General features: G+C 43.5%; 14 protein-coding genes. 4 read left to right on the top strand and 10 right to left on the bottom strand.

All coding sequences use genetic code 11. The annotated features are described in order from the left end of the window. Positions 1-121 precede the first annotated feature (121 nt). The 10 genes from HMPREF1195_RS00195 to asnA all read right to left on the bottom strand — a co-directional run bounded on the left by HMPREF1195_RS00195 (position 122) and on the right by asnA (position 8936). Complete coding sequence (locus tag HMPREF1195_RS00195) at positions 122-1834, bottom strand: cache domain-containing sensor histidine kinase (protein WP_023917428.1); 1713 nt, start codon at positions 1832-1834, stop codon at positions 122-124. Beyond that, complete coding sequence (locus HMPREF1195_RS00190) at positions 1831-2565, bottom strand: response regulator transcription factor (protein ID WP_023917426.1); 735 nt, start codon at positions 2563-2565, stop codon at positions 1831-1833. The genes HMPREF1195_RS00195 and HMPREF1195_RS00190 overlap by 4 nt, the downstream gene beginning before the upstream one ends. A 58-nt stretch (positions 2566-2623) precedes the next feature. Next, complete coding sequence (gene msrB / locus HMPREF1195_RS00185; protein WP_023917424.1) at positions 2624-3745, bottom strand: peptide-methionine (R)-S-oxide reductase MsrB; 1122 nt, start codon at positions 3743-3745, stop codon at positions 2624-2626. A gap of 11 nt (positions 3746-3756) precedes the next feature. Beyond that, the gene (locus HMPREF1195_RS00180) at positions 3757-4317 is read right to left on the bottom strand and encodes a redoxin family protein (RefSeq protein WP_037599416.1); all 561 of its coding nucleotides are present in this window, start codon (positions 4315-4317) and stop codon (positions 3757-3759) included. 56 nt (positions 4318-4373) lie between these two features. Next, the gene (locus HMPREF1195_RS00175) at positions 4374-4712 is read right to left on the bottom strand and encodes a hypothetical protein (protein ID WP_023917420.1); all 339 of its coding nucleotides are present in this window, start codon (positions 4710-4712) and stop codon (positions 4374-4376) included. A gap of 26 nt (positions 4713-4738) precedes the next feature. After that, complete coding sequence (ccdA2, locus tag HMPREF1195_RS00170) at positions 4739-5449, bottom strand: thiol-disulfide oxidoreductase-associated membrane protein CcdA2 (protein WP_023917418.1); 711 nt, start codon at positions 5447-5449, stop codon at positions 4739-4741. A gap of 162 nt (positions 5450-5611) precedes the next feature. Further along, positions 5612-6694: a SepM family pheromone-processing serine protease gene (locus tag HMPREF1195_RS00165; protein ID WP_023917416.1), complete on the bottom strand. Its 1083-nt coding sequence runs from the start codon at positions 6692-6694 to the stop codon at positions 5612-5614. Next, on the bottom strand, positions 6678-7166 hold the full coding sequence (gene coaD, locus HMPREF1195_RS00160) for a pantetheine-phosphate adenylyltransferase (RefSeq protein WP_023917414.1): 489 nt from the start codon (positions 7164-7166) through the stop codon (positions 6678-6680). Before coaD ends, HMPREF1195_RS00165 begins: the two co-directional genes overlap by 17 nt. Further along, positions 7156-7695, bottom strand: a complete 540-nt coding sequence (rsmD, locus tag HMPREF1195_RS00155; RefSeq protein ID WP_037599242.1) for a 16S rRNA (guanine(966)-N(2))-methyltransferase RsmD — start codon at positions 7693-7695, stop codon at positions 7156-7158. Before rsmD ends, coaD begins: the two co-directional genes overlap by 11 nt. A 248-nt stretch (positions 7696-7943) precedes the next feature. Beyond that, on the bottom strand, positions 7944-8936 hold the full coding sequence (gene asnA / locus HMPREF1195_RS00150; RefSeq protein WP_003005888.1) for an aspartate--ammonia ligase: 993 nt from the start codon (positions 8934-8936) through the stop codon (positions 7944-7946). Positions 8937-9095: 159 nt separating this feature from the next. Here asnA and HMPREF1195_RS00145 point away from each other — a divergent pair, with 159 nt between their 5' ends. The 4 genes from HMPREF1195_RS00145 to HMPREF1195_RS00130 are packed head-to-tail and all read left to right on the top strand — an operon-like array spanning position 9096 to position 11863. Continuing rightward, positions 9096-9773, top strand: a complete 678-nt coding sequence (locus HMPREF1195_RS00145; protein WP_023917411.1) for a helix-turn-helix domain-containing protein — start codon at positions 9096-9098, stop codon at positions 9771-9773. A gap of 2 nt (positions 9774-9775) precedes the next feature. Beyond that, positions 9776-11188: a Y-family DNA polymerase gene (locus HMPREF1195_RS00140; RefSeq protein WP_023917410.1), complete on the top strand. Its 1413-nt coding sequence runs from the start codon at positions 9776-9778 to the stop codon at positions 11186-11188. Then, the gene (locus HMPREF1195_RS00135) at positions 11185-11556 is read left to right on the top strand and encodes a hypothetical protein (protein WP_023917408.1); all 372 of its coding nucleotides are present in this window, start codon (positions 11185-11187) and stop codon (positions 11554-11556) included. The genes HMPREF1195_RS00140 and HMPREF1195_RS00135 overlap by 4 nt, the downstream gene beginning before the upstream one ends. Then, entirely contained in the window at positions 11537-11863 is a 327-nt protein-coding gene (locus HMPREF1195_RS00130; protein WP_023917406.1) for a DUF5960 family protein, read from the top strand. The genes HMPREF1195_RS00135 and HMPREF1195_RS00130 overlap by 20 nt, the downstream gene beginning before the upstream one ends. Positions 11864-11894 lie beyond the last annotated feature (31 nt).

Here is an 11894-nt window from a genome sequence, read left to right as displayed (position 1 = left end):
CTGTAACACTTTATTCTATCATAAATTTGATGACTTGCGTCAGATTTGACTAGAAAAGAGTTGAAATTCAACATTGAAAGTTTCCAAAAGGAAAAAGAGACAAAGAAGGCAATCTTTGTCTCTATACATGTTCATCAGATGATGAAAGGGGTAAAAATAGAGTAATTTTGGTATAGCTATCGGCTTTAGAATCGATCTCCATATGATAGGCTTCGCCAAATTGAAGACGCAATCGTTGGTCCACATTTTTCAAGCCAACACCTCCTAAACGAAGAAGGGTTTGGGCTGTTGATTCTGATCGGTCAAACCCTCGTCCATTGTCAAAAATCGATACGCAAGCGTAGTCTCCACTGACTTCAGTTGTCACTCGAATGAGACCAGGCCGATCGATCTCCTTAATACCATGGTAAATCGCATTTTCCACTAAGGGTTGAAGCACTAATTTGGGGAGCTGATAGTCGCTCAACCGTTTATCTTCTAGAATTTCATAGTTGAGCTTTTCTCCATAACGTTGCTTCTGAATGAAAAGATACTGGCGGACATGGTCAATTTCATCTCTCAGCAGGATTTGTTCCTGGCCTTGGTTGAGAGCCAGTCGAAAATATTGAGCCAGAGACTTAGTGATGTTGACCACGCGCCGACTATCATTAAACTCTGCCATCCAGACAATCGTATCCAAAGTATTGTAGAGGAAATGCGGATTAATCTGAGCCGAAAGTGCCCGCAACTCATAACGCCGCGCGTTTTGCTCCTCTTCCTTAACCTGTTGCATGAGGTTATCGATTTGGTCCAACATGGCATTAAAAGCTTGAGCGAGGTCCACCAATTCTGGAGATCCTTTGGCTACAGCCCTCACGTGAGCTTCTCCTGCTCCAATCCTCAAAATGATGGTCTGAAGGTCTCGTAAGGGTTTGATCCACAAACGCAGAACAAAGCCGATCCCTATCAAACACATGATCAAAGCTAGTAATCCTAGGCCAATGAAAGAGTATAGGAGTTGCGACTGAAGCATCTGAAGTCCTTCAAGTGAAGCTACTCCAATCAAGGTCCAATCACTATCTGGAATCGGAACCTGATAGATAAAATTCTGTCCTCCTTTAGCATAACCATCTGTCACAGCAATATAGGGCTGCATGGCCTGCATCTCTTGGCTGGAGGAATAGACCGCTTTTTTAGGATGGTAGACAAACTCATGCTTTTGATTAATGATAAAACTAAAGCCTTGTTTCCCTAGTTGAAGGTGATCCAAGTAAGCCTGAAGGCTATCGTAGCCAATATCCAAGCGTACTACTCCGAGATTTTGACCAGTCTGATCGACCACTTCTTGGGTAATAGAAACCACCCATTTTTCTTTTTCCGAGGTCAAGGATTCCTTTCGAGCTGGCGTCAAGACCGGCATGGCTCTTTCCTTAATCGCCTCTTGATACCAACTTTCATTCATCATATCTGAAGAAGTCTGCATGCTGATTTTGGTATCTGTCGCTACCAGACGTCCGTCCTTGGTCACCAAGACCGCTGAGACCAGGTCCGGATCCGTTTCAATCATCGTTCGCATCAAGTGCTGAACCGTTTCTTGATCCGCACTTCTATCTTGGGCAAATTGGCGAACAGCCTGTTCCTTACTAAGCACTGTTGTGGTCTGCTTTAATTTTTTTAGATAAGACGTGATAAACTGACTACTTTGGTCGATACTATTTCTTGTCGTCCGCTCCGTTAGCTGGCGGATCGCCCCTGAACTCGTTTGATAGTAAAGGCTACCGATGAGACCAAAAAGTAGGAGAATGAAGAGAAAAAAGTAGAGGACCAGCTGAATCAGCAAGGGATATCGTTTCATTCATGCTCTCCTTTTTTGTACTGCCTTGGCGTCACCCCAACAACCTGCTTAAAGCGTTGAGAAAAATAGTTCATATCTTCAAAACCAACCTGATCGGCGATCTCATAAATCTTTAAATCTGTCGTGAGAAGCAAGAGCCGAGCCTTCTTCATTCGCTCCTGGATAAGGTATTCTTGAAAGGGAAGTCCCAATTTTTTCTTGATCAATACACTTAGATAAGAGGGACTGAAACCAAGTTGATAGGCCAAATCCTTCAGGGTTAACTGGGAATCTGCTAAACGAGCATGAATGGCTTCTTCTAAGTCTGTTGAATAACCATGACTGACCAAATCTTCGACTTGCGCCTTTTTTCGCTCTTGATCGAGTTTTCCTTTCACCTTTGCTAACATCTCTTCGATATCATCTTTTGAAAAAGGCTTCAGCAAATAATCATCTGCACCTAACTTGATGGCTTTCCTCGCAAACTCAAAGTCATCATAACCTGTCAAAAAAATGATATGACAAGACGGAGACTGCTCTTTGACGAGACGGGCCAGATCCAAGCCATTCATTTGTGGCATATTAATATCGGTTAGAAGGATATCGGCTGGTTGATCTTGAAACTTCTCCCAGGCCTCACGGCCATTTTCTGCCTGGTTGATGACGGTCATTCCAAACTGTTCATAATCCACTAAGGAAGTCAGTCCCTGCCGGATAAGCTCTTCATCTTCCACAATCATGATCGCATACATGTCTTTCACCTACTTATTTTTGCTAGGCTTATTATAGCAAATTGTAGTTCCAAATGTCTCAGACATAGTCCAATAAATAACCGTAGCCCTTTTCCACCATCTCTGCTTTAGGGATGAATTTGATTGACAAGCTATTGATGCAATAGCGAAGGCCGCCTTTTTCCTTAGGTCCATCAGTAAAGACGTGGCCTAGATGGGAATTTCCTACTCGACTCCGAACCTCTGTCCGAGTCATATTGAAACTCTTATCTTCCTTGTAGGTTGCCACATCCGGACTGATCGGTCGGCTAAAGCTTGGCCAACCACAACCAGAATCAAATTTATCCTTAGAGGAAAAGAGGGGCTCACCGGTCACGACATCTACATAAATACCGGCATCAAACTGATCCCAGTAACGATTGGAGAAGGCACGTTCAGTATCATTTTTTTGTGTCACCGCATACTCTTCGGGAGATAACTTCTTTTTGATTTCCTCATCGCTTGGCTTGGAGTAGCGACTAGCATCAATAACAGGATAAGAAGCCTGATTGACATCGATATGGCAGTACCCATTCGGATGTTTCTTTAGATAATCCTGGTGGTAGTCCTCAGCCTTGATGAAATTGGTCAGTGGCTCTTTTTCCACTGCTAACGGTTTGTCGTATTTTTTTGCTACCTCTTCAAAGACTTGGTTAATAGTTGGAAGATCCTCTTGAGAGACATAATAGACACCTGTTCGGTATTGAGTCCCTTGATCATTTCCTTGACGATTCTTCGACGTTGGGTCGATAATCCGGAAATAATGCAGGAGCAATTCTTTCAGAGATACCTGCTTGACATTGTAAGTGATATGAACTGTTTCAGCATGGCCTGTTTGAGGGACTAATTCATACTTGGTGGTATCCCCTTTTCCATTGGCATAACCTGATTCGGCATCAATGACACCCGGAACACGGGAAAAATACTCTTCCACACCCCAGAAGCAACCACCAGCCAAATAAATTTCACGCTGATCCTTTGGATCAACCTTTTCCTTTGTTTCCTTTTTGGCTACTGGAGTCTGACTCATCGATGCTTTTTTGATACTCTCCGTACTTGTTTCTGATCGATCCATTCCGTTTGCTCCCTTACTAAAGAAAAAGAAACCAATCGATAGTAAGCCAACGAGAAGGATAGCAAACACTTTCCACTTTGTTTCCATTGTCTATCTCCTTACTGCATGTTCTCTAAGGTCTTGAGGATATCCTCTTTATTCATATAGCCAATATGACTCTTCGATAAAGTCCCATCACTATTGATAAAAAGTGCCGATGGATAAGAACGAATCCCATATTCTTTGAGCAGTTCCCCTTTACTATCTAGCAAGACTGGGAAATCCTTGTAATCCAAAGACTGGTACCAGTTTTTGAAATCTGCTGCTGATTTTTCGCCATTAAAGGTTGGAGCTACAACAGATAAAACCACGTAATCCTTACCTGCCTCTTCTTTTGCCAACTCATTGGTATCCTCTAATGTCGACAGGCAAATAGAGCACCAGGAAGCCCAAAATTTGAGGTAAACTTTCTTCCCTTTGTAATCAGATAAGCGGTAGGTCTTGCCATCCACTCCTTGCAAGCTAAAATCCTTCACTTTCTTGCCAGATGGTTGCCTAGCCCCAGCTTTGGCTGTTTGTTGGCTCATGTCCTTATTGGAAGTAGCCATTCCTTGACTCGAACAAGCCCCCAAAAGTCCAGTACACAAAAATCCTGCAGCTACTAAAGCTAATTTCTTCATCATTATTACCTCTTTAAACAAGGAGAAAGTCATCCTCAGATGACCTCTCCCTTCTTTCATTCCTTGTCTGATTTCATATCAGATGATTCACTCTTTTCATTTTTCATTTCTGAATCGCTAGATTTCATCTCATCTTTTTTCATATCGTCCTTCATTTCCGAACTGCTGTCAGACATCATAGATGAATCTTTCATGTCTTCTTTTTTCATTTTATCATCGGACATGGATGAATCCTTCATGTCATCCTTCTTCATATCGTCCTTCTTCATATCGTCCTTCTTCATCATACTACTATCGTCCGTTTTTTTCATATCTGAATCTGATTTCTGTCCAGAACAAGCTGCTAAAGTGACGATGCTAAGTGTAGCAATAGAAAGTGCAAGAATTTTTTTCATGATTTTTCTCCTTTAATCATTCAAGATTAGTGAAACAGGGATGCGAGGCTATTAAGATTTCCTAGCATCAGCAAGATGCCCATCAAGACGATGAGGGCACCACCAATTTTTTTCAAGGTTCCCATATGGGGCTTGAGTTTAGCAAAATGTTGTAGAACCCAGCTAGAAGCTAGAGCCAAGACTAAGAAGGGGAGCGCCAATCCTAATGTATAGACCAGCATCAGGAGAGCGCCTTGCAAAGCACCATCTCCTCCAGAAGCGGCAATGGCTAGAACAGAACTCAGAACTGGTCCGACACAAGGGGTCCAACCAAAACTGAAGGTGACCCCTATCAGAAAAGCATTGAAGAATTCATTGCGCTCCCGATTCTTATTGAGTTGGATGGTCTTTTGCTTTTGGAGTTGTCTCAGATTGATCACTTCCATTTGGTGAATCCCTAATAGGATCACAATCCCTCCTAGCAGATAGCGAAACCATGGAGCATAAAGCACCTGGCCAAGGGCCCCTGCACCGTATCCTAGAATCAGGAAAACAGTTGATAGACCTGCGATAAAACAAAGAGTCTTCACCAAGCCGTACCAAGAAATATCTCTTCCAAAAATCCGAACAGTTTTCACACGTTCAGAATCCAATAGAATCCCTACATAGACTGGCATCAGTGGCAAAATACATGGGGAGAAAAAGGATAGAACTCCCGCTAAGAATACTGAAATGGAAAACAAACTGGTTTGAATCATTTCACTACCTCCCTTTCTTTCTGATACCAGTATAAAGAAAAAATCCCTCTAAAAATAGAGAGATTGATAAGCAAAAACTTGAATTTGATTAGAAGGTGAATCTTCCTATCTGCCAACTCTACCTCGTACTTTCAAGTACGAGACTGATCTAACAAGATACTTCTAATTCTTCTTCAAATAATCAATAGCGTCTTGAAGGGTTTTGACGGGGACAATTTTCATCTTCGAATGAATTTGTTTCGCTGCTTCTTTCGCTGTTTCATAGTTTGATTTGGCCTTGGGATTGGCTTTCTTTTCTTCTTTGGAAACAGGATTATTAGGGGCAAAGAAAATTTCTGCTCCTTCTTTATCGGCTGCGACGACTTTCTTGTCAATCCCACCGATGTCGCCAACCGTTCCATCTTGGTTAATGGTTCCTGTCCCTGCAATATGGCGTCCCTGACGAAGATCTGGATCAGCCACTTGGGTGTAGATAGCTAGGCTAAACATCATGCCGGCACTTGGTCCACCAATCCCTTGAGTCGCAAACTGGACAGGAACATCTCCTTTGGCTTCAGTCCGGTCGATCAGGCTAATCCCGATTCCGTTTTTCCCGTTAGACAATTTGATGATCTTTCCGTCTGCGGTCTTGGTTTGTCCATCCTCAATATAGGTCACTGAAACAGGGTCGCCAATTTTTTGAGAACCGACATAGTCAATCAATTCTTTGGAACTCTTAAAGGTCTTGCCATTCACACCGGTGACGGTATCCGCAATGTTCAAGATTCCCTTAAAAGTCGAGTCATCTGCTACCTGCATAACATAAACACCAAGAAAGTCCATCTGGGTTTCTTTTCCAGCTGTCTTTAACCCTTGGTAGATGGCCATATTTTGCGAGGTTTCCATATAGAATTGGTTAATCCGTGTAAATTCTTGGCTCGAACTACCACCTGTCATATCCTTGGCAGAGTAGATATCTGTAAAAGGTGTCGCCCAAGCATAGATCAAATCAGCCGGGGTCGCTTCTTTCACTGCCACGGTTACAAAGTCATAGGATCCTGACTTGGTATCCGCTTTTCCATCGACTGTCATGACCGATCGAATGTCTTCTGCCGTTCCTGGCATCTCAATATAATAGGGAAGACGAATCACAAAGGCAGCTAGCAAGAGGAACAAGAAAAGAACGCCTGCAATCGGCCATCGGTATTCTTTCAATCGTCCTTTTTTCTTTTTTGTAGGCAAGCTTGGTTTATTCGCTTGTGTCATCTTTGATTTCCTCCATTACACTATTTGGTACATAAGGTGAGATATCCTGCTGAAAAGCCAGCAACTCTCGAATACGCGTTGAACTAATGGCCTGGTAAGGAGGCTGGGCATAGAGATAAACCGTCTCCAATTCAGGCGCCAACTGGTGATTAAAATAATCCATATTGGCTTCGTATACCAGATCCTGTGCATTGCGCAAGCCCCGGATCAAGGTGATGACCCCAAGATTGCGCGCCACTGTCACAGCCAACTCTTGAGTTGACGTCACAATTTCAACATTTTCCAAATGAGCCAAGGCCCCTTCTACCATGCGCACGCGCTGCTCAATAGAAAAGAGTCCGACTTTTTCCGAATTATAAAAAATTCCTACATAGACACGGTCAAACAAGCGACTAGCTCGCTCGATCAATTGCACATGCCCAATGGTAATCGGATCAAACGATCCTGTAAACAATCCACTTCTATCTGACATATACTGTTACCTTACTAATTCCATAGATTTTTTCTTTCCAGATTCCCACTTGTCCGATTTCCTCAGGAAGTTCTACGTGTTTATCGGTTTCGCACACAATCATGACGTCCTCTGACAAGAGTTGACGCTCGCACAAGGTTTCGATATCGCGAACAATCTCTTCCTTAGCATAAGGAGGATCCAAGAAAACTAAGTCAAAGGTGCCCGTTAAAAGCCCTAAGGCCTGCTTGGCCTCCATTTTTAGCAGTTGAAACCGTTCCTTTTCCTTGGTCATGGCAATATTGGCGGCTACAATCTCCTGCGCTCTACGATCTCTTTCCACTAGAACGGCCTCTGACATGCCTCGAGAAACGGCTTCGATAGAGAGCCCACCGCTTCCTGCATAGAGATCCAGCACTCTTCCACCATCAAAGTAAGGACCAATCATATTGAACATGGCCCCTCTGACCTTATCAGAAGTCGGCCTGGTTGTTTTTCCTTCAAGTGTTTTGAGGGGACGTCCCCCATAGGTTCCAGATACTATTTTCATAGGGACCATTATACCAAAAAAAATCAGAAAATTGCGATTTGATATGGTCAAGCAACAATTAAAAGAGGCTGGGACAAAAGTCCTAGCCTCTCAATTATTTTTGGATTGTCGAGTAAGACGCAGTGGTTGAGTGGGCTCTACTACGCTGATTTCATCAGCTTTTACAGCCCTACTCAACTGTGCGGAGGTGGGACGACGAAATCGAATTCTATCGAATTACCGATTTCTGTCCCACTCTCTTTCTTTCCTTATAGGATATTTTCATATTCATCGCGGACAGATTGAGGCCAGACACTGGTTTGGACTTCACCGATATGTTTCTTACGAAGTAAGAACATAGCCAAACGAGATTGTCCGATCCCTCCACCAATCGTGAGTGGGAAGAGACCATTTAACAAAGCCTTGTGCCACTCTAATTGGAGACGATCCTCGTCCCCTGTAATCGCAACTTGACGGCGAAGCGTATCTTCATCGACACGGATCCCCATTGAAGACAACTCAAAGGCTGAACCTAGAACGTCATTCCAGACTAGGATATCACCATTCAAGCCCTTATAGCCATTTTCAGACTCTGTTGTCCAGTCATCGTAGTCAGGTGCACGGCCATCGTGTGGTTTGCCATCTGCAAGCTCTCCACCAATCCCGATCAAGAAAACGGCTCCGAATTCTTTGGCAATGGCATTTTCACGCTCTTTTGGAGTTAAATCTGGATAGCGTTCCACCAACTCTTCTGTGTGAACGAAGGTAATTTGTTTTGGAAGAACTGACTCAATGTCATAGCGCGCTTCTACTGCTAGTTCTGTTAAACGAATCGCCTTGTAGATTTTTTCAACCGTTTCTTTGAGGTAGGCGATATTGCGTTGACCATTTGGGATGACTTTTTCCCAGTCCCATTGGTCTACATAAACAGAGTGGATAGCGTCTAGCGAATCTTCATCTGGACGAAGAGCCTTCATATGGACAAAGAGACCTTCTCCTTCGCCAAAACCAAAACGTGCCAAGGTATGGCGTTTCCATTTTGCGAGTGAATGCACGACTTCATAAGTCTCATCAGGAATTTGAAGGACCTTTACAGATACCGGATGTTCAATCCCAGAAAGGTTATCCTGCATCCCGTCTCCTACCTTACTCAAAATTGGCCCTTGGACTTCAATGATATCCAATTTATCTTTTAAATACTGCGTAAACGTCGTTTTAACAAACGAAATTTCTTTTTGTTGGTGGATAAAACTTTTTTTCATATAGTTCCTCATTTATAGACATTTTAGAATTGATTATACTCCTTTTTCAATCAAAATCAAGTCTTTTCATTCGTTTTCAACTGAATTTTTCTCTTGCAAAAAGGATTCATTTTTGATAAACTATATGTAACTTTTAAAACGTTACATAGGAGAAGCGACATGTTTGATGCAAAAAAACTAAAAGAAAGACGCCTGGAAAAAGGCTTGACCCAAGCAGATGTCTACGAGGATCTCAAGATTTCTCGCAAGACATACTCCAGTTGGGAGAATGGCTTAGCGGAGCCACACGAAAAAAATCTCAGGAGGTTGGCCAAGCGCCTCTCCGTTAAAGAGGACTACTTTATTAACAAAGACTCCGCACTCTACACCTACCCTTTATTAACCCCACCTCATCAAATGAAAGTCGACCAGTTGGCCAGCCAGTTATTGGAACAGCAGCAAAAAGTTGTCTCCTTGACAGCTTATAAGGTTCTTTCGATTGAGCTGGCAGCCGGTTTGGGACACACCTTTTATGACAACGAAACGGACTATGAAACCGTCTATTTTGACCAAGAGATCCAGCATGACTTTGCTTCTTGGGTATCCGGAAATTCGATGGAACCTCTCTACCCCAATGGCTCTGTTGCCCTCATGAAGCAAACTGGATTTGATTACGATGGGGCGGTCTATGCCATCATCTGGAATGGAAAAACCTACATCAAGAAAGTCTATCGGGAAGCGGAAGGCTTGCGCTTAGAATCCATCAACCCTGACTACGATGATTTATTTGCTCCCTATGAAGACGAGCCCAAAATCGTCGGCATTGTGGTCGGGCATTTTCTTCCACTCGAGGTTTAAATATGCTATTTGATTATTCACGTGAGCCTCATTCTGATATTGCTTTTGTGGATATGAAAAGTTTTTATGCTAGCTGTGAATGTGTCCGTCTGGGGCTCAACCCCTTGACGACTTCCCTTTGCGTCATGAGTCGAAGCGACAATTCTGCTGGCCTGATTTTGGCGAGCTCTCCCGTTTTCAAACAAGTCTTTGGCAAGAAAAATGTCAGCCGTAGCTACGACCTACCTTTTGACCTCAAAACCAGAAAATTTAATAGCTACGCCGCCAAAAAACAAGGATTGCCAACAGATCCAGCCTTTATTGCATCCATTGAATCCTGGGCCAAGAGGACCCTGATTGTGCCTCCACGGATGAATGCTTACATTCAGGTCAATATGGAGATTCAAAAAGTCTTTCAAGAATTTGCAGCACCAGATGATATTTTCCCTTACTCGATTGACGAAGGTTTTATCGATCTGACCTCTTCCTTAAATTATTTTATTCCAGATCCCTCCCTCTCTAGAAAGGAGAAACTGGATCTCCTTTCTGCCAGAATCCAAAAAAGGATCTGGCAGGAAACTGGCATCTACTCTACCATCGGCCTCAGCAATGCCAATCCCCTTCTTGCCAAGCTAGCCTTGGACAATGAAGCCAAGCATTGCCGAAATATGCGCTCCAATTGGTCTTATGAAGATGTAGAAAGTAAGGTCTGGAAACTGCCCCATCTCACTGATTTTTGGGGCATTGGACGTCGTACTGAAAAGCGATTGCAAAAGATCGGGATCACGTCGATTGCCGAACTGGCTCAGGCTCATCCAGATCTCTTAAAGAAAGAATTCGGAGTCATAGGCCTTCAACTGTGGTTCCATGCTCATGGCATTGATGAAAGCAATGTCCACAAACCTTATCGTCCGAAATCGCGAGGCATTGGTAACTCTCAAATCTTGCCCTATGACTACCATCTACAAACTGACATTGAACTGGTATTTCGGGAGATGGCTGAACAGGTGGCTATTCGCTTACGACGGAAAAAAAAGAAGACCCAACTGGTCTCCATTCATGCCTCCTACTCCAAAATCGAGGGGCTTCCGTCCATTCACTGCCAGCAAAAGATTGAACCCACCCAATCCACCAAGGTTTTATCCGACACGGTTCTGCGGCTCTTTCGCTCCAAGTACGAAGGCGGAGCCATTCGCCAGATCGGCGTTTTTTATGGAGAACTTGTCGAGGAGTCTCTTCAACTCTTTTCTCTCTTTGATGACCCAGTATCCTTGGAAAAAGAGGAGAAACTCCAGCAGACCATTGACCGCATTCGGGACCAATTTGGCTTTACCTCTCTTCAGAAAGGCTCCTCATTACTAGAAAACTCACGCGCCATTGCACGCAGTAAACTAACAGGCGGACATTCCGCAGGAGGCTTAGATGGATTAACATGATCGACCGTTCTTATCTCCCTTATCAATCCGCCCGCGAATTTCAAGATCGTGGTATGGCCAAATGGGCTGGCTTCTTTTTATCCGAGCACACAACTGCCCTGCATACAAAAGAAATTGACCGCAGTCAGCTCACGGTTCTTCCACTTGCTGAACAGATCCAGCTCCTGGAACAGGCCTTTCAACAACAAACGACGATCTCGATCACAACTCTAGAGGGGAATCAATTTGCAACCTACACAGGTTCGATTCACACCTTATCTGCTTCTGAGGCTCTTCTCAAAAGCGATGGCCACTACCACCGTCTCCTCGTAGACTCTATCATTTTTATTGAATCTGAGGAAACAGCCTATGAAACCTATTCAGACTAAACACGAATTACAATTTGATTATTTTTCGGAGAATTACCACCAATTTGAGATGGACTTTTACAAGTGGGCCGCTACTTCTACGCCTCTCGTCTTTTTAGAAGACGATATTCTCCACTCTATGGCAGCAGGCCAGCGAAACTACTTTCGTCTTCACCATACTAAAAGTCGGGATCATCGAGACCATTATTTCTATTTTAAGGTTTCCACACTCTCCCAATCACCCCTGACCCGTATTTACGCTTATACAGGACATCACTTACAAAAGATAGATGCTCATCAGGCAGAGAAAAAGGATAGCTTGATCTGAGAAGCTATCCTTTTCTTGATTTATGGGATTC

The sequence above is a fragment of the Streptococcus parasanguinis CC87K genome, from assembly GCF_000507765.1.
GTDB lineage: Bacteria > Bacillota > Bacilli > Lactobacillales > Streptococcaceae > Streptococcus > Streptococcus parasanguinis_J.
The sequence above is the reverse complement of the archived record's forward strand: the minus strand, read 5'-3'. Positions and strand labels throughout refer to the sequence as shown.